Below are 18458 nucleotides of genomic sequence, written 5' to 3'. Positions count from 1 at the left end.
ATTCCCGTGCATCATCTCACCTGAAGGACCTTCGTGATGGCTATCAGCGTCTTCGACATGTTCAAAATCGGCATCGGGCCGTCCAGTTCCCACACCGTCGGGCCAATGCGCGCCGGGGCACTGTTCGTGACCGAGCTGCGTAACCAGAACCGGTTGCACAGCGTAGAACGGATCGAGGTGCGATTGTACGGTTCTCTGTCGGCCACCGGCATCGGACACGGCAGCGATCGCGCAACAGTCATGGGCTTGATGGGCGAATGGCCGGACCAGATCGACCCTGGCCAGGTCAACCAGCGCATCGACGCGCTGCGTGCCGATAACCAGTTGATGCTGGCGGGCGAGCAGGCCATCACCTTCGTCTGGGAGCGGGACATGTGCCTGCTCAATGAAAACCTGCCCTATCACCCCAACGGCATGACGCTGTGCGCCTACGGCAAGACCGGTGAAGTTTACGAGCAAACCTACTATTCGGTGGGTGGCGGCTTTGTGATCGATGCCGAACAGGCAGCCAGCGGCGTGCTGGACAACGACACCACCGTCCTGCCCTACGACTTTTTCAGTGGTGCGCAGTTGCTGAAGCTGTGCAAGACCCACGGCATGAGCATTTCCGAACTGATGATGGCCAACGAGAAGGTATGGCGCAGCGAGGAAGAAATTCGCGAGAAAATAATGGTGATCTGGGCCGCGATGCGCGCCTGCGTCGACAAGGGCCTGCTTGAAACCGGCATCCTGCCCGGCGGGTTGAACGTGCGCCGTCGCGCCTACCGCCTGCATCAGAGCCTGCAGAACCTCGATAACCCGAACGTGATCGGCTCGACCCTGAGCGCCATGGAGTGGGTCAACCTGTTCGCCCTGGCGGTCAACGAGGAAAACGCCGCGGGCGGGCGCATGGTGACCGCGCCCACCAACGGCGCGGCGGGTATCGTGCCTGCGGTGCTGCATTACTTCATGAAGTTCAAGCCTACGGCCAATGATGACGACGTGGTGCGTTTCTTCCTGAGCGCTGCTGCGGTCGGCATTCTGTGCAAGAAGAACGCGTCCATTTCCGGTGCCGAAGTGGGTTGTCAGGGCGAAGTAGGATCGGCCTGCGCAATGGCCGCCGCTGGCCTGGCGGAAATTCTCGGTGCCACGCCCGAACAGGTGGAAAACGCGGCGGAAATTGGTCTGGAACACAACCTGGGACTGACCTGCGACCCGGTTGGCGGGCTGGTGCAAATTCCTTGCATCGAGCGCAACGCGATTGCTGCCGTGAAAGCAATCAACGCTGCACAAATGGCGCTGCGCGGCGACGGCGAGCACTTCATCTCGCTGGACCACGCCATCCGCACCATGCGCGATACCGGCGCGGACATGCACGATAAATACAAGGAAACTTCACGCGGCGGGCTGGCAGTCAATCTGATCGAGTGCTGATCGGCTCAGGCGTTTACTGATTCAACAGTGCCGAGCCCGAATAGAAGATTCCGCCCAGCGCGATCAGCAGCAAGGTCACGCTGGAGGCGACTTCGATCTTGCGCTTGTACTTCAAGGCCAGCTTCTGACGCATCAGGAAGATGTAGGCAAACAGGATCGACAGGTCAATGATGATCCACAGCAACGACAACAAGGCAATGCTGCCCTTGAACGATTCGGTGACGTGAATGAACTGCGGGAAAAACGAGACGAAGAAGATGATGTCCTTCGGATTGGAAATCCCCACCAGAAAACCGGTCACCAGCCCGCTGTGCCTGCTACGCGCAGGCAACGGCGCTGGCGCTGCTTCAGGCGGCGTCGGGGCGTAACGCAACGCCTGTTCCAGCGCCTGCATCGACAGATAGGCGATGAAGAAACAGCCCACCAGGCTGATCCAGTTGAGCATGCTTACGCTCACCGACAGCGTGCCCGTCAGAATCAATGCCGCGACCAACACCAACACCAGTGATGCCCAGTTGGTGCCCAGCGCCGTCAGCATCGCACGTTTCGGCCCGCACGCCAGGCTGGTATTGACGATCAGTGCCACCACCGGACCAGGGGTGATGATCAGCATGAAGACGCTGAACATGTAGATCAGCAGCAACGATATATCCATGGGTACTCAACGCTCGTTCAAATGGTCAGTCTTGTCGACTTTGATATGCAGAGGACAACGGGACAGTGAAAGCCCGCCTTCTTCATACAGTTGGTATTGCTTCCATTCCAGGCTGCTACGGTCGCCGAAAAAACCCAGCGTGTCGGGTACCACGCCGTTGTTGTAATCGGCGATTCGCTGGCGAATCTTTTCCCTGACCTTGCGACCACTTTCCGTCTCGGCGCTTGCCACCTCGTCAAAGTTCTCTCGAGGGTTGACCACAAACACAATGTGCCCACCCAGCGAACGGCTTTTCATCGCGCTGTGACGGGGAAAGCTCATGTTGATGAACATCGGCAGTCCGGCGAAGTGATAGGTCCACTCGAACACTTCAGGGTCTGTGCAGGCTTTGGCCGGCCAGGGCGTTCGGTCACCATCATGTAAATGCTGCAAGGTGGCCCACGCATAGGCCTGCTCTTCGGCCAAGGTGTTGAAATCGGTTTTCTCGAAAATGACAATCAACGGGTTGAACAGGCGATCTTCAAGTGGCGTGTCATTAACGAACTTTACGTACGCTTCCATGCCGTCACGTAGCGCTTGTTGCTCATTCTCACAGGGGATGAACAGCAGCAGACAGCTTCCGGACTTGTTGGCACGGCGGCCAAACAGACAAGGAAAGCCCTTGTCACTCAGCACCTGCTCGAACTGCCTGTAAGCCTGAACCCTCCAGCCCATTTCCAGGGCGGTGTCACTTTCCAGCAAATGTCTTACAACAGATTGGCGTAACAGCTTTTCGGACTTGGGCAGCATATTCCCTCACGCACGCAGCAGATAAGAACACCGCCTTATTGTTTGATTTTTACGACAGTGGACGAGCCGGCGATTCTGACCGGAGACACGTGCGCGGAAAAATGGAAAAAGGTGTAACCTACTATGACAAATAATCATGGTTAGTTATCACATGACTGAACGTATACCGCCTCTTTACGCGCTGAGAGCCTTTGAAGTCGCGGCTCGATCATGTTCATTTACGCGTGCTGCGCAGGAACTCTCCCTTACCCAGAGTGCCATCAGTCGTCATATTCGTACCCTGGAAGAAACCCTTGGCTGTCGATTGTTCGAGCGCAATGGCCCGCGCCTTTCGCTCAGTGACGAGGGCCGGCGGCTGTCCAGTCAACTCAAGATCGGCTTCCGGATTATCGAGGACGCCTGCCAGCCATTCCGGGGTCAGGGCGCGAATCTGCGCCTCAAATCACCGTCCACCCTGACCATGCGCTGGCTGCTGCATGCGCTGGAGTCCTTTAAAAAGCCTGCACCCGCCCTGCCGGTGCAGCTCTCCAGCGTATGGATGGACTTTGATAGCGTGGACTTCTATTCGGAGCCTTTCGACTGCGCGATTCTGCTGGGCAATGGCAGCTTTGGTGCCGAGGTGGAAACCTGCAAGCTGTTCGATGAGTGGCTGATTCCGATCTGCTCGGCAGACACGTTAGGCGACCAGCCGTGGGGAACAGAGAGGCTGCAGGCCGCCGAACTTATCCATCCTTCCAGCGACCGCCGCGACTGGCGGCGCTGGCTGAGCCGGATGGACCTCTCTGGTCAGGTGACGTTGAGCAAAGGCAAGGTGTTCGACACCCTTGATCAGGGCATTACCGCTGCAGTCAGAGGGCACGGTGTGTCGATTGGCGATCTGTTTCTGGTCGCTGATGACCTGAACGAAGGTCAGGTCTTTCTGCCGTTCAACTCGGCGGTTGGCACCGGAGATGCCTATTACCTGGTCTGGCTGCAGGACAGCTTCAAGCGCCAGCGAGTACTGGAACTGCGCGACCACCTGCTGACCTGCCTGCCGGACATATCCGGTATTGCAGTGGAGTTGCTCGCGGCACCTTGAAGGAGTCCGTTCCCGGTGGGAGTGAGCTTGCTCACGAAGAAGCCGGACAACCCCATAAAAAGGGCGTCTGGACCATTGCCTTCGTGAGCAAGCTCACTCCTACGGCATAGTATGCAAGCCATTCAACTCAGCGGCAGACACTGCTCCACCAGCGATGTCCAGACCGCCACACCCGGTTCGATCACCTGGTCGTTGAAGTCGTAATACGGGTTATGCAACGCCGCCGACGGTTTCTCGCCATCGACGCCCATCCAGATGTACGCACCCGGGCAGGCATGCAGCATGAAGGCGAAGTCTTCGGAGGCCATCGACGGGTTGCAGCCCCACTGCACGTTGTTCTCCCCCACCGCAGCGGCCGCTGCGCGGCGGATCGTAGCAGCAGCATCGACGTGGTTTTCAGTCACCGGATACCCCACGTTGTAGACCAGTTCGCCACGCACCCCGAAGGCCGCCGGCAAACGCTCGACGAACTCGCCAATCAGTTGCTGAACCTTCTCGCGCACCGGCGTTTGCAGACAACGCACCGTGCCGCGCAAAACAGCGGTTTCCGGAATGACGTTGATGGCTTCACCGGCGTTGAACTGAGTGATGCTGACCACCGCAGAATCCAGTGGCGACAGACGGCGGGAAACGATGGTCTGCAGCCCGAGCACCAGTTCGGCAGCCGCCACAATCGGGTCATTGCCCTTGTCCGGCATGGCCGCATGGCTGCCCTTGCCAGTCAGGGTGATTTCGAAGGTGTCCAGCGATGCCATCATCGGCCCTGGATTGATGACCACCTTGCCAGCAGGCACGCCCGGCCAGTTGTGCAAACCGTAGATCGCTTCCATCGGAAAGCGCTCGAACAGACCGTCTTCGATCATCCGTTGCGCGCCGCCGAGGTTTTCCTCGGCAGGCTGAAAGACAAAATGCACCGTGCCGGCAAACCGGCGGGTTTCCGACAGGTGCCGGGCGGTGGCCAGCAGAATTGCCGTATGGCCATCGTGTCCGCAGGCGTGCATGCAGCCCTTATGGGCCGACTTGTGCACGCTGTCGCCCAGCTCCTGAATAGGCAGGGCGTCCATGTCGGCGCGAATGCCGATGGTTGGGCCGTCGCCATTGCGCAGGGTGCCGACCACGCCAGTACCGCCCAGACCGCGGTGCACCTGAATGCCGAAGCTACTCAGCAGATCAGCCACCTTGTCCGAGGTTTTCAGCTCCTGAAACCCCAGCTCCGGCGCAGCGTGGATCGTGCGGCGCCAGACAGTTGCTTCGTCGATCAGTGTCTTTGAAATGGGCATGTACTTACTCCAGACTCGCGCCGTAGCCAAAACTGGCGGCAGGCTTGGCGGCGGTTTCGACCCAGACGCTTTTCACTTCGCTGTACTCGCGCAGTGCATCCAGGCCGGAAGAACGGCCATAACCACTTTCACCATAGCCGCCAAACGGCGAGCTGACGTGGATAGTCTTGTAGCCATTGACCCAGAACGTCCCGGCACGCACCTGTCTGGCAACGCGATGGGCACGCCCGACATCACGGGTCCAGACGCCACCGGCCAGGCCAAAACGGCTGTCGTTGGCGATGCGGATCGCGTCTTCTTCATCCTTGAACGGAATCGCTACCACCACCGGGCCGAAGATTTCTTCCTGCGCACAATGCAGCTCGTTGGTGCCCGCCAACACCGTCGGGTTGACGTAATAACCCGGCTTGTTCGGGATCGGATCAGCCTGCTCGCCAACCAGTCTTGCGCCGTCTTTCAATGCGCGCTCGACCATGCTCTTCACATGGTTGTACTGCTTGGCATTGTTGATCGGGCCGATCTGGGTTTCCGGATCGCTCGGGTCACCGACCTTGAACTGCGTCGCCGCCACCGCCAGAGCGTTGGTGAACTTCTCGAAAATCGATTCCTGCACCAACAGCCGTGAGCCGGAGACACAACTTTGCCCGGCACCGGAGAAAATCGCCGCCTGAGCGCCACGCAAGGCCACTTCCAGATCCGCATCGTCGAATACGATGTTGGCTGACTTGCCACCCAGCTCCAGCACCGCGGGAATACAGCGCTGCGCCGCAGCCACGGCGATATGCCGACCGGTCGCTGGCGAGCCGACGAACACCACTTTGCGGATGTCAGCCTTGGCAATGAACGCCTGGCCGATGGAATGTCCGAAACCGGCAATCACGTTGACCAGCCCTTTCGGTACGCCCGCGCGCTCAATCAGCACACCGACCATCAAAGAGCTCAGCGGGGTCAGTTCCGACGGTTTGAGGATGACTGCGTTACCCGCCGCAATCGCCGGGGCGATCTGCCAGCCGCAGGTGAAGATCGGCGCGTTCCACGGGGTGATCTGCAACACCGTGCCCAGCGGTTCGTAGGTCACGTAGTTGAGGTGGGTGGTCGGCACCGGGATGATTTCGCCATGCAGCTTGTCTGCCCAGCCGGCGTAATACTCGAACATCTCGGCTACCTTGAGCACTTCAACGCGGGCATCGCGGATCGGCTTGTTGGCGGTCAGGGATTCGATCTGCGCGAGGTTTTCCAGTTCTTCACGAATCAGATTGCCTACCTGATACATGGCGCGACCCCGCGCCTGAGCGGTCAGCGCCCACCATTGCTGCTGCGCAGCCTTGGCCGCCTTGTCGGCGATGTCGACCAACGACTCGTCAGCGTCCGGAAAGCTCAGCAACAGGCTGTCGTCATGGGCATTGCGCACTTCAACCGGCGCGCCATGGCCTTCAATGAACTGGCCGCCGACGTAGCTGGCAATGACGCTGCGATCGCCCCAGTAAGGACGCATCAGTTCAAGAATTTTTGCAGTGCTCATCGCTTATTCTCCATGACCGTAAAGTTTGCCATCGGTGCGTTGCACGATGGCGCAGAAGTCTTCGTTGTCCGCCAGGGTTTCACTGCTGGCCTGCCACAATTGCGCGACGACGCGCGACAGCGGCAGGTCCATGTCGAGGCTGTCCGCCAGATCGCTGGCCAGGCCGACGTCTTTGCGCATCAGGCCCATGGTGAAACCTGAGTCATAGGCCTTGTTGAGTACCCAGGTCGGGAACATCACTTGCGTGGCACCGCTGCGTCCGGAACCGGCATTCAGGCCCTGCAGAAGCTTTTCCGGATCGACACCTGCACGCGCGGCCATCGCCACGGCTTCGGCAGTGCTGATCAGGTGGCAGGCGGCGAGCATGTTGTTGGCGATCTTGGCCACATTCCCTGCGCCGCACTGGCCGACGTGCACGCGTGTGCCGCTCATTCCTTCCAAAATCGGCATGGCGCGCGCAAGATCGGCATCTTCAGCGCCGACGACCATCGACATGGTGCCGGTAGCTGCGCCTTTCGGGCCGCCCGAGACAGGTGCATCGATAAAGGCAATGCCGGTTTTGGCCAGTTCGGCGGCGACCTTACGGCTCATTTCCGGTGTTGATGTGGTGGTATCGACCACGATCAAGCCCTTGCGACCGAACTCGCTGATACCGCCCGCACCGAGACACACCGACTCCACATGCTCGGCCTTGGGCAGCGACAGGATCAGAATATCCACGCCTTGAATCAGTTGTTTGCGGTCGGCAACCGGCTTGACGCCTTTGCTTTCAGCCTGGGCCAGCGCAGCCTGCGACAGGTCGAAGCCGCTGACATCAAAGCCCTTGCCCGCCAGCGTGGCAGCCATGCCGCCGCCCATGTTGCCCAATCCGATCACACCTGCTTTCAAAGTCATGTCTGCATCCCGGTCAAAGGTTTTGTACGAATTCGAGAACGACGCTGCGAGCCTTGTCGGCGAGCAATGTGCTGATGATCCGAGTATGGACAGCGCTCTCACCTCTCAGCAATAATCCTCAAATCGAATTTATGTTGCCTTTAGCGCAACACAGAGCCTCTACAGGAGCCTTATGAGCCTGGTGCAAGATCGACGCATCCTGTATTTCTTCGAAGCCGTGCGGCTGGGCAGCGTCAGGGCTGCCGCCGACTTCCTCAACGTCGCGCCCTCGGCGGTCAGCCGCCAGATCGCGCAACTGGAACAGGAGCTCGGCTCGCCATTGCTCGAGCGCCATCGCCGAGGGGTCAAACCCACTGAAGCAGGCGACAAGGTGCTGGCCTACTACCGCCAGCGACTGACGCAGCAGGAGGTCCTGCTGGATTCGATCCAGGCGCTGAAGGGCCTGCACAGCGGCTCGGTGACATTGGTATCCGGAGAAGGTTTTCTTGAAAGCCTCGCCCAGCCGCTGGCCCGGTTTTCCGAGCTGTACCCGCGCATCGAACTGCTCGTGAACGTTTGTGGCAGCAACGAGGTGATTCGCCAGGTCGTGGAGGACGAAGCGCATATCGGCCTGGTCTTCAACCCCGCTGCCGACCCGAAAATCCGCTCTCACGCCCATCAACGCAAGCCGGTGTGCGTGATCACCGCACCCGATCATCCGCTGACGCAAGAGCAGGCTCCGATAGAGCTGCGGGCACTGGAACACTACCGTGTCGCGCTGCCTGCTGTGTCTTACGGCATTCGCCAGATTCTTCTGCAGGCCGAACATCAACTGGGTATTACAGTGCAGCCGACACTGACCTGCAGCACCTTCGCCATGCTCAAGCATTTCGCCATGCAGGGTGGCGTCACGCTGTTGCCGACCTTTGTTGTGGAGGAGGAGATAAAGGCCGGAAAACTGCGCGCCCTGCCCTTGCAGCATGAGGTGTTCAGCAGCCCGCAGACGCATTTGATCAGCCGTCTGGGTCGGCAGCTCAGCGTCGGTGCCAACCGCCTGATGGGCATGCTGTTGCAGGACATGACGGCGTTTCGCAATTGACCTACCGTTAGTCCCGCTTCGACCAATCGCGCTGAACCAACAAAATCCTCATGGTTCATCTTCAGTACGGATCAGAACTTCTGCTGCCATCGAGGATTAAACATGAGAGCTTTGACTTACCACGGCGCGAACAGTGTGAAGGTCGACACAGTGCCGGACCCGGAAATACAAGAAGCTGACGACATCATTTTGAAAGTCACCGCAACCGCAATCTGCGGCTCTGATCTGCACTTGTATCGCGGCAAGATACCCACGGTGGAACACGGCGACATATTCGGCCATGAGTTCATGGGCATTGTCGAAGAGACTGGCCCGGCGGTCACCGCTGTGCAGAAAGGTGATCGTGTAGTGATCCCTTTTGTGATTGCTTGCGGCAGCTGCTTTTTCTGCAACATCGACCTGTTCGCAGCCTGTGAAACCACCAACACCGGGCGCGGCGCGATCATCAACAAAAAGTCCATTCCGCCAGGGGCAGCACTGTTCGGTTTCAGTCATCTGTATGGCGGCATTCCCGGCGGTCAGGCTGAGTACGTGCGCGTGCCAAAGGCCAATGTCGGCCCGTTCAAAGTGCCGGGCACACTGGCTGACGAGAAGGTTCTATTCCTTTCCGACATCTTGCCCACTGCCTGGCAGGCGGTAACCAATGCGGGCATCGGCCAGGGTTCCAGCGTTGCCATCTATGGCGCTGGTCCAGTGGGTCTGATGAGCGCCGCATGCGCGAGAATGCTCGGCGCCGAGAAGATATTCATGGTCGATCACCACCCGTATCGCCTGGCTTATGCGCAGAAAACCTATGGTGTGATCCCGATCAATTTCGATGACGACGATGACCCGGCCGATACCATCATCCGTCAAACAGCTGGCATGCGCGGCGTGGACGGTGTGGTCGATGCAGTCGGTTTCGAAGCCAAGGGCAGCACCACCGAAACCATTCTGGCCACGCTGAAACTGGAAGGCAGCAGTGGCAAGGCATTGCGTCAGTGCATCGCAGCGGTAAGGCGTGGCGGCGTAGTGAGCGTACCGGGCGTTTACGCAGGGTTTATCCACGGTTTCATGTTCGGCGATGCGTTCGACAAGGGCCTGACGTTCAAGATGGGCCAGACCCATGTCCATCGCTTCATGCCTGAACTGCTCGAGCACATCGAAGCGGGACGACTCGAACCGGAAGCCATCATCACCCACCGCATGTCGCTGGAAGATGCTGCGAAAGGTTACAAGCTGTTCGACAAGAAGGAAGAGGATTGCCGCAAGGTAATTCTGACTCCGGGCAACAACACCATTGTGGTGCCAGACGCCACGACAGAAGCGCTGGTTGCGGGTGGCGTGCCAGCCATGTGAGGCGCACCCTTGGTGCTCAAGATCGGACGCAGAGCGTCCAGAAGTGCTAGTAAGCGGAGCGTGGGAGTGATCGCCACACGCTCCGTCGCTAGAGAACGCGGAGCGTCCAGAAGATAGTGGTCGTTGAGACTATCGTTCCCTACGTTCCAGCGTGGGGATGCCGTTCTGGACGCTCTGCGTCCGATCTTTGTGCCGCGGAGCATCACCCAAAGCGTGTGTCAGTGCATTTGCGGACGCACATTTTATCGGCTCAGGTAGGCAAATCGCCCTTTGAACGGTTTGCCGATGGGGTCGGCCAGGTCGCCGTGTTTGCTGGTACTCAGCCCAAGGTCCACCAGCGACTCTGCCAGTTTCACCGCCGCCGCCACGCCGTCGATCACCGGCAGACCAATCGCTTCACTCAATTGCCTGCCCAAATCCGCCATCCCGCCGCAGCCCAGCACAATGGCACCTGCCCCCTCTTCATCACGTGCCCGGCGAGCCTGTTCGGCCATGCACTCGATCAGTTCGGGCCCGCTCTCTTCCAGCGCCAGCACCGGTAGATCGATACAACGTACCGAGGTGCACAGTTCGCTGAAGCCATAGCGCTGCAACAGGTGCTCGGCGATGATCCGAGTTCGGGTCAGCGTGGTGACCACTGCGAAGCGGGTGGAAATCAGACTGGCCATGTGGAAAGCCGCTTCGGCAATGCCGATCACGGGTGCGCTGGCGTACTCGCGGGCTGCCAGCAGGCCAGGATCGCCGAAACAGGCGATGATGTGCGCGTCGACCTGTTGCTCACGGCCTTTGCGTATCTCTTCCAGCACGCCAAGGGTCGCTATCGCTTCGTCAAAATGGCCTTCGATAGACACCGGGCCATCATCGGGACTGCACGCAAGAATCTGCGTACCGGGGCGTGCAATGGCTTGCGCCGCGAGGCCAATCTTGTGGGTCATGGCTTCGCTGGTGTTGGGGTTGATCACTTGAATACGCACCGGAACTCCTTCAGCGCCGTTTGAAAATGCTATGAAAATCTACTGTCTCGCTCACCGGTGCATCTACATTCAGGCTGGCGCGGATACGGCGCAGATGCTCGGCCATCCACTCGCGGGCCTGTTCGCCCTGCCCGGCTTCGAGCAAGGTCAGCAAGTCAACGTGCTGACCACAATCACAGCCGACGCTGCGCCGCGAACCGTACACCGCCACGATCAGCGAAGAACGCGTAGTGAGCTGCGCGACTTGCTCGGTCAATACCTGATTGCCCGCCAACGCGCTCAATTGCACATGAAATCTGGCCGACAACTGAATAGCTTCGCTGTGACGCCCGGCGTGTTGCGCCTCATGTTCCTGTTCACAGAGCGCACGCAGTGATTCCAGACGCTGACCGCCTGCCCGTGCGGCGATATCGGCCATCAGCGCGGGTTCGATCAACTGCCTGGCACCCAGCACATCCTGCGCTTCCTGCGCCGACGGTTGCGCGACCTCTGCGCCGCGCTTGGGACGCAAGGTCACCAGCCGTTCCAGGGCCAGGCGCTGCAAGACCTTGCGAATGCCGGTCCGGCTGATCTCGAACACTTCAGCCAATGCGTCCTCGGGCAAACGCGTGCCTGGCGCAAGCCGGTGCTCGACGATTGCTTCCAGTACGTGCTGATAAATTTGCTCGTCGCGGCCTTTTTCATCGGCAGCGGGCGTCAGGAACAAGGGAGCGCTGGCAGGTCGAGTCATGGTTTCAGATCACTTTTTCGGTACAGATCGTATACAGGAATAGTGCCCGATGTACCACTTGATAAATAGCGCTATCTAAGCCGCCAAGCAACGCCTATGGGCTGGGCAGCCTACAAAATCGCACCGAAAATGGGCCATTGCGCTCCGTTAGTGTGCGCTTTAAACGCTATGACGGACGTGCCCACTGTGCTGACTTTTCTGGACTGAAACGCCAGCTGGCATAGCGCGCATTGACTTTTTGTCTATGAAAAAACGTATGGCACATCTTTTGCGTACACGATCGTATACAAAAATATCATCGATCGTACCCCGATCCCGCCACGATCCATCGAGGGAGTAACGCTATGACAGACCAACGCCCGGCCGGATACAGCCCGCGCCTGCACAACCATGATCTGGGGCCGGTGCCGCAGAAGTGGACCTGGTACAACATTCTGGCGTTCTGGATGAGCGACGTGCACAGCGTCGGCGGTTACGTTTTCGCCGCCAGCCTCTTCGCGCTCGGTCTGGCCAGCTGGCAAGTGTTGATTGCGCTGCTGGTGGGCATCTGCATCATTCAGGTGATTGCCAATCTGGTCGCCAAACCCAGCCAGCAAGCCGCCGTGCCCTACCCGGTCATCTGTCGCCTGGCCTTCGGGGTATTCGGTGCCAACATTCCTGCAATCATCCGCGGGCTTATTGCAGTGGCGTGGTACGGCATTCAAACCTATCTGGCGTCCAGCGCACTGGTGATCGTGGTTCTACGCTTTTTCCCGGAACTGGCTGCGTATCAGAACCTGACCTTTCTCGGGCTGTCGTGGCTTGGCTGGTTCGGTTTTCTGGCGTTGTGGGTGGTCCAGGCTGCTGTGTTCTGGACCGGCATGGAATCGATCAGACGCTTCATCGACTGGGCCGGTCCTGCCGTTTACGCGGTGATGTTCGCGCTGGCAGGCTGGATTGTCTGGCGCGCCGGTTGGGATAACATCAGTTTCACCCTGGCTGAAAAAGAGTTATCCGGCTGGGCGGCGTTCGGGCAAGTGGTCATGGCCATCGCGCTGGTGGTCTCATACTTCTCCGGCCCGACCCTGAACTTCGGTGATTTCAGCCGCTATTGCCGCAGCATGGCTGACGTGCGTCGCGGCAATTTCTGGGGCTTGCCGGTGAACTTTCTGGCGTTCTCGCTGGTGACGGTGGTGATTGTCTCGGGCACGCTGCCGATTTTCGGTGAAATGATCCACGACCCTATTGCCACCGTAGCGCGTATCGATAACACCACCGCCGTGCTGCTCGGCGCATTTACTTTCGTGACCGCCACTGTCGGCATCAACATCGTCGCCAACTTCGTTTCCCCGGCCTTCGACTTTGCCAACGTGGCCCCCAGCCGCATCAGCTGGCGTGCAGGCGGTATGATTGCTGCCGTAGCTTCGATCTTCATCACGCCCTGGAACCTGTTCAACAACCCTGAAGTGATCCATTACACCCTGGACGTGCTCGCGGCCTGCATCGGCCCACTGTTCGGCATCCTGCTGGTGGATTACTACCTGATCAAGAAGCAGCAGATTGATGTCGACGCCCTGTTCAATGACACGCCAAGCGGTCGCTACTGGTACACCAATGGCGTGAACTGGATCGCGGTCAAAGCGCTAGTGCTGACAGCGCTGGTGGGTCTGTGCTTTACCTTTGTCGAGTGGTTCAAGCCCATTGCCAACTTTGCGTGGTTCACCGGGTGCATCCTGGGTGGCGCGCTCTTTTATGTGATGACCCGATGGTCGCCCGTGCAGACTGCCAACCTGCCTGCGCCTGTCGGCCAGAACTAAGAGCTACTGTAGAGGCGCTGGCACCTGACCGGGACCAGCGCCTGCACGTTACACAAACACCGGTCGCCTCGCGAAATCAGCGCTTTCAGCTGGCTCGGCAAGCCCGATATGACCTGAAAGCACTGCCCAGACTGCCTCCGTAGAAAATACTGCACTTATCAGGTGATATTAATTTAATATCACTCTCAGGCCAAACCCATGGAATGATGAAGTGTCACTGATCGCCTGTAAGGCCTGGGGCACAAAATAGAATAAAATTTGTACAACTTTCAGGCCGCTGCGCTGCCCTATGACTGAGTCTTTGTGAACCAGGCGTTCAAGTGGGTCGATAGTGATGAGCAATGATGTTTCCGGCGGCATGCCATTCGCCCCCCAGCCACTCCTGCCTTCAGAGCAGGAAGCGGCCGAGCAGCTACAACTCGCCCTTGATTCAGGGGCAGTTGTCGGCACTTGGGTGTGGGACATCATTGCCGATCAGTTGACCGGCGATGAGCGTTTTGCCCGGACCTTCGGCTTGTGCCCGAAGCTGTGCGCCAAAGGCTTGCCACTGGAGCTGGTGATAGCCTCCATTCATCCCGACGATTCGGCCAGAGTCGACAAGTCAATCGAGGACGCGCTTCAGAACAGCGAAACCTACCGATGCGAATACCGGGTTCTGCATGAAGACGGCCTTTATCGCTGGGTTGAAGCCAGCGGAAAAATCGAGCGTGATAGTCGCGGCAAGCCTGTTCGCAGTCCGGGCGTATTGCTCGATATAGACAGCCGTCGCATGGCTGAAGACGAGCGCGACCGGCTCAACGAGTTGCTGAGGATATTCACGGCTGCCGTTCCGGGCGTTGTCTACGCCAAGGATCTCGAAGGTCGCATGCTGGTCGCCAATCGTGGCACCGCTGAACTGATCGGCAAGCCGCCCGAATTTTTCATCGGCAAGACGGACCTGGAGTTTCTGGATGATCAGCAACAGGCACGGGTGCTCATGGAAACCGACCGCCGGATCATGCAGAACAATGTCAGCGAACAGATCGAAGAACAGGTCAACCTGCCTGACGGCTCTGCAGCGACGTGGCTCTCGACCAAAGCGCCCTTGCTCGATGAAAACGGCGAGGTGATCGGTCTGATCGGCTCGTCTGTTGATGTCACCGCCAGAAAAAAAGCCGAAGAAGCGGTCAGAGAACTCAATCAGACACTCGAACAGCGCATCGAACAAGCCGTTTTCGAACGTGAGCAGATCGAAGACGCCCTGCGCCATTCCCAGAAGATGGACGCCGTCGGACAACTGACAGGCGGCATCGCACATGACTTCAACAACCTGCTCGCCGGCATTTCCGGCAGCCTTGAACTGATCACCAAACGACTGGCTCAAGGCCGTGTCGGTGATGTAGACCGGTACGTGTCGGTCGCTCAGGGCGCAGTACGACGCGCGGCTTCGCTGACTCACCGGCTGCTGGCGTTTTCGCGGCGTCAGAACCTGTCCCCGAGAGTCACCAACGTCAACGTGTTGATTCAGGACATGGAAGAACTTATTGCACGCACGGTCGGCCCGGAGATAGATATAAAAGTCGTCGCCCACGATGACTTGTGGCCTGCACTGATCGATCATGCCCAGTTGGAAAGTTCGTTACTGAACCTGTGCCTGAACGCCCGTGACGCAATGCCCAGTGGCGGGCGCATCGTCATCGAAACAGCCAATGCGTCCATTGAAGAATGTACCGACCCTGATCACGGCATTCCTGCCGGCGAGCACCTGAGCATCCGCGTCACAGATACTGGCATGGGGATGAGCCCGGACATCGTCGCCAAGGCGTTTGAACCGTTCTTCACCACCAAACCGATTGGCGCCGGGACCGGCCTGGGCCTGTCGATGGTCTACGGTTTTGTGCGCCAGTCCGGCGGTCAGATCCGCGTCGAGTCGGTTGAAGGTCAGGGCACCAGCGTGGTCATGCACCTGCCACGCCATATTGCTGAAAATGCTCCACGCGCTGCAGAGCCCGAAATAACCGAAGAGCCAGCGCAGCACACCGGCGAAACCGTTCTGATCGTTGATGACGAGCCGTCGGTCAGAATGCTTGTCGCCGAGGTGATCACCGGCCTGGGCTACAACTGCCTGGAAGCAGGCGACGCTCAGTCAGGTTTGCAGATCCTGCAGTCAGATACCCGCATCGACCTGCTCATCAGTGACATCGGTTTGCCGGGCGGCATGAACGGCCGGGAAATGGCTGACGCTGCGGGCGACTGCCGACCGGGGCTGCCGACCCTGTTCATCACTGGCTACGCCAAGACTTCAGTGCTGGACGACTGCCACCTGCGGCCCTGCACACAAGTTTTGACCAAGCCGTTCGGGCTGGATGCGCTCGCCGGGCGAGTGACAGGCCTGATCGGCGCGGATGCAGCCACTCGCTGCTATTGATAGCGTGCACCCTACGACACCCGATGGCCGGTATTTTGTGGTCAAGGGACAACTCTGGCGATGTTCCAATCCGTCCCTGAACGAAGAGGTTCGTCAGCGATTAGTGAATGAGTTGATGGCTGCCCGGCGCGAGGTCAAGGCAGCCAAGGCAAGCGCGGATTCAGATGCACTGAAAGCCGCCCGGGCCGGGGTTCACCAGGCCAAGGTTGCACTTGGGGAGCGCGGCGACGTCTGGTGGACTGACGGGGCGAGGGATTTCAATCGGTGCAAGGTGGAAAACACGCCATATGCGCAGTGGTATGTAGGGTCAGAAGCACAACGATCGACTAAGTAAACGCCTTCGATACAGCGGCAAACCTCATTCATTACTATTCACCGCCCCGCTTGATCATCGGATTAGGCTTCGCCTTGCCCCTGAGGCGCTGTGATAGACGCTCCGCGAAGCATTTATATGATAACCAGCATTCATTAATCGGCGCGCCCGCCGATAAACCGCTATTGCTTTCGCTGTACTTCACCTCTCGGCACTCCCCCTCTAAAGGCCCTTATCGGCATGACAAAATCGCTAAAATTCAGCCATAAAATCCTGTTGGCGGCGTCTCTCGTGGTGATCGCCGCATTCACCCTGTTCACGTTTTACAACGACTATCTGCAACGCAACGCCCTGCGTCTGCAATTGAAGGAGAACCTGAATCAGACGGGTGACAGCACCGCAGGCAACATCCGCAACTGGCTTTCAGGGCGAATTCTTCTGGTAGAGAACCTGGCGGAAAATGCGTCTTCGCCGCAATCAACCGACGCGCAGAATCTTGCCCTCGGCCAACCCACGCTTATCGCCACCTTCATGAGTATTTACCAGGGTAAGAGCGATGGTTCTTTCGTCACTCAGCCGCCTGATGACATGCCGGCCGACTATGACCCCAGGACCCGGCCGTGGTATGTCGATGCCGTGCGCGCAGGCAAGACGATCCTCACCGAACCGTATCTGGATGCTGTGACCAAAGGGTTGATCGTGACCCTTGCCACACCGGTCAAAAGTGCATCGGGTGTATCCGGGGTCATTGGCGGTGATCTGAGCCTGGAAATACTGGTGAAAATGATCAGCTCGCTGCGCCTTCATGGCGACGGCTACGCGTTTCTGGTCGATGCGAATGGCCGCATTCTGGTCCACCCGGACACTTCGCTGGTAATGAAAACGCTGGCAGAAGTCTACCCGGCGAATACGCCGAAATTGTCCCAGGACCTGAGCGAAAGCGAGCATGCCGGAAAAGCTCAGATTCTTACGTTTGCCCATGTAGACGGGCTGCCTTCCGTCAACTGGTATGTGGGCGTGGCGATGGACAAAGAGATCGCCTATGCATCACTGGGCGAGTTCAGAAACTCGGCCATCGTGGCGACTGTCATTGCGGTGGTGCTGATCATCCTTCTGCTGGGAATGCTTCTGAGCGTACTGATGCGGCCGCTCAACCTGATGGGCCGCGCCATGCACGATATCGCTGCCGGCGAAGGTGATCTGACCAAACGCTTGACGATTCAGAGCGAAGACGAGTTCGGGTATCTGGGCAACGGCTTCAACCTCTTTGTAGAACGAATCCACGACTCGATGCGTGAAGTAGCCTCCTCCACGGTACAGCTCAATGAAGTTGCCCAGCGGGTAGTGAATGCCTCCAACTCGTCGATGCTCAATTCCGATCAGCAGTCCAACCGTACCAACAGCGTGGCCGCAGCCATCAATGAGCTGGGCGCTGCAACCCAGGAGATTGCCCAGAACGCCGCGCGCGCCTCTGGCCATTCAAGCGATGCACGCACGCTGGCCTCGGACGGTCAGGACGTGGTCGGGCAGAACATCGCGGCCATGAGCCGCCTGTCAAAGCGCATCAGCAACGCAAGTGAACAGATTGAAACGCTCAATACAAAAACCGCCAACATCGGCCAGATACTGGAAGTGATTACCGGCATCTCTCAACAGACCAACCTGCTGGCCCTTAACGCAGCCATCGAGGCGGCACGCGCGGGTGAAGCCGGCCGAGGTTTTGCCGTGGTGGCCGACGAAGTACGCAGCCTGGCCCACCGAACGCAAGAATCGGCGAGCCAGGTGCAAGAGATGATCGAGCAGCTGCAATCGGGCGCTCGCGAGGCTGTTGCGCTCATGAACGAAAGCCAGCGTGAAAGTGTTGAAACGGTCGGCATTGCCAACAAGGCCGTTGCAAGCCTTGAACACGTTACCGAACGCATTGGCGAAATCGACGGCATGAACCATTCGGTTGCCACGGCGACCGAAGAACAAACTGCCGTTGTGGAAGCGATCAATGTGGATATCACAGAGATCAATACCCTGAACCAGCAAGGTGTGGAGAACTTGAACGCTACCCTGCGCGCCTGCACTGACCTTGAACAGCAATCCACCCGCTTGACGCAGCTGGTGGGTAGCTTCCGTATATAACGCTCAAGCCGCTGCCAGAGAATTTCTGGCAGCGGCTCTACATCCCGGCTGCCAGGAAGCA

Annotated in this window: 15 protein-coding genes and 1 pseudogene; 9 read left to right on the top strand and 7 right to left on the bottom strand. The window is 58.7% G+C overall.

What is annotated here, in order from left to right:
* The first annotated feature begins 36 nt into the window (after positions 1-36).
* Positions 37-1413 carry an L-serine ammonia-lyase gene (locus RYA97_RS02420; protein ID WP_004664394.1) on the top strand — a complete coding sequence of 459 codons (1377 nt, stop codon included), beginning with the start codon at positions 37-39 and terminating at the stop codon, positions 1411-1413.
* Between the two features lie 13 nt (positions 1414-1426).
* Here the strand turns inward: RYA97_RS02420 and RYA97_RS02415 are convergent, their stop codons facing one another.
* Together RYA97_RS02415 and RYA97_RS02410 are read right to left on the bottom strand one after the other, a co-directional pair.
* Positions 1427-2068, bottom strand: coding sequence for a LysE family translocator (locus RYA97_RS02415; protein WP_005781925.1), 642 nt, complete (start codon positions 2066-2068; stop codon positions 1427-1429).
* A gap of 6 nt (positions 2069-2074) precedes the next feature.
* Complete coding sequence (locus RYA97_RS02410) at positions 2075-2857, bottom strand: YqcI/YcgG family protein (RefSeq protein ID WP_005733792.1); 783 nt, start codon at positions 2855-2857, stop codon at positions 2075-2077.
* Between the two features lie 151 nt (positions 2858-3008).
* Between RYA97_RS02410 and RYA97_RS02405 the strand changes: the two genes are divergently transcribed.
* The gene (locus RYA97_RS02405) at positions 3009-3935 is read left to right on the top strand and encodes a LysR family transcriptional regulator (RefSeq protein ID WP_032638651.1); all 927 of its coding nucleotides are present in this window, start codon (positions 3009-3011) and stop codon (positions 3933-3935) included.
* A 122-nt stretch (positions 3936-4057) separates the two neighbouring features.
* Here the strand turns inward: RYA97_RS02405 and RYA97_RS02400 are convergent, their stop codons facing one another.
* Genes RYA97_RS02400 through RYA97_RS02390 form a run of 3 tightly spaced genes read right to left on the bottom strand, consistent with a single transcriptional unit; the run spans position 4058 to position 7631 of the window.
* Positions 4058-5215, bottom strand: a complete 1158-nt coding sequence (locus RYA97_RS02400; protein WP_046832751.1) for a M20 aminoacylase family protein — start codon at positions 5213-5215, stop codon at positions 4058-4060.
* A 4-nt stretch (positions 5216-5219) separates the two neighbouring features.
* Complete coding sequence (locus tag RYA97_RS02395) at positions 5220-6737, bottom strand: aldehyde dehydrogenase family protein (protein ID WP_005781920.1); 1518 nt, start codon at positions 6735-6737, stop codon at positions 5220-5222.
* Between the two features lie 3 nt (positions 6738-6740).
* Positions 6741-7631 (bottom strand): NAD(P)-dependent oxidoreductase, encoded by an 891-nt coding sequence (locus RYA97_RS02390; protein ID WP_005781918.1) that lies wholly within the window; start codon positions 7629-7631, stop codon positions 6741-6743.
* Between the two features lie 172 nt (positions 7632-7803).
* Between RYA97_RS02390 and RYA97_RS02385 the strand changes: the two genes are divergently transcribed.
* Positions 7804-8709, top strand: a complete 906-nt coding sequence (locus RYA97_RS02385; protein ID WP_002554377.1) for a LysR family transcriptional regulator — start codon at positions 7804-7806, stop codon at positions 8707-8709.
* 102 nt (positions 8710-8811) lie between these two features.
* Positions 8812-10047: a zinc-dependent alcohol dehydrogenase gene (locus RYA97_RS02380; RefSeq protein WP_005746328.1), complete on the top strand. Its 1236-nt coding sequence runs from the start codon at positions 8812-8814 to the stop codon at positions 10045-10047.
* Positions 10048-10289: 242 nt separating this feature from the next.
* Here the strand turns inward: RYA97_RS02380 and RYA97_RS02375 are convergent, their stop codons facing one another.
* Together RYA97_RS02375 and RYA97_RS02370 are read right to left on the bottom strand one after the other, a co-directional pair.
* Positions 10290-11021: an aspartate/glutamate racemase family protein gene (locus tag RYA97_RS02375; protein ID WP_002554379.1), complete on the bottom strand. Its 732-nt coding sequence runs from the start codon at positions 11019-11021 to the stop codon at positions 10290-10292.
* Positions 11022-11031: 10 nt separating this feature from the next.
* The gene (locus RYA97_RS02370; protein ID WP_005754903.1) at positions 11032-11751 is read right to left on the bottom strand and encodes a GntR family transcriptional regulator; all 720 of its coding nucleotides are present in this window, start codon (positions 11749-11751) and stop codon (positions 11032-11034) included.
* Positions 11752-12095: 344 nt separating this feature from the next.
* Between RYA97_RS02370 and RYA97_RS02365 the strand changes: the two genes are divergently transcribed.
* The 5 genes and pseudogenes from RYA97_RS02365 (at position 12096) to RYA97_RS26370 (ending at position 18397) form a co-directional block, all read left to right on the top strand.
* The gene (locus RYA97_RS02365) at positions 12096-13547 is read left to right on the top strand and encodes an NCS1 family nucleobase:cation symporter-1 (protein WP_004664387.1); all 1452 of its coding nucleotides are present in this window, start codon (positions 12096-12098) and stop codon (positions 13545-13547) included.
* 334 nt (positions 13548-13881) lie between these two features.
* A complete protein-coding gene (locus tag RYA97_RS02360; RefSeq protein ID WP_005781913.1) occupies positions 13882-15954 on the top strand; it encodes a PAS domain-containing sensor histidine kinase in 2073 nt (690 codons plus the stop codon).
* 4 nt (positions 15955-15958) lie between these two features.
* Entirely contained in the window at positions 15959-16288 is a 330-nt protein-coding gene (locus RYA97_RS02355) for a hypothetical protein (RefSeq protein WP_029241085.1), read from the top strand.
* A 219-nt stretch (positions 16289-16507) separates the two neighbouring features.
* Positions 16508-17542, top strand: a pseudogene (locus tag RYA97_RS26375) (cache domain-containing protein); the annotation flags it as partial.
* A gap of 15 nt (positions 17543-17557) precedes the next feature.
* The gene (locus tag RYA97_RS26370; protein ID WP_371411888.1) at positions 17558-18397 is read left to right on the top strand and encodes a methyl-accepting chemotaxis protein; all 840 of its coding nucleotides are present in this window, start codon (positions 17558-17560) and stop codon (positions 18395-18397) included.
* The last annotated feature ends 61 nt before the right edge of the window (positions 18398-18458 follow it).

Source organism: Pseudomonas syringae group sp. 26L6, assembly GCF_032587815.1.
GTDB classification, from domain to species: Bacteria; Pseudomonadota; Gammaproteobacteria; order Pseudomonadales; family Pseudomonadaceae; genus Aquipseudomonas; species Aquipseudomonas amygdali.
Note: the sequence above shows the minus strand (reverse complement) of the source record. Positions and strands in the feature narration are given on the sequence as shown.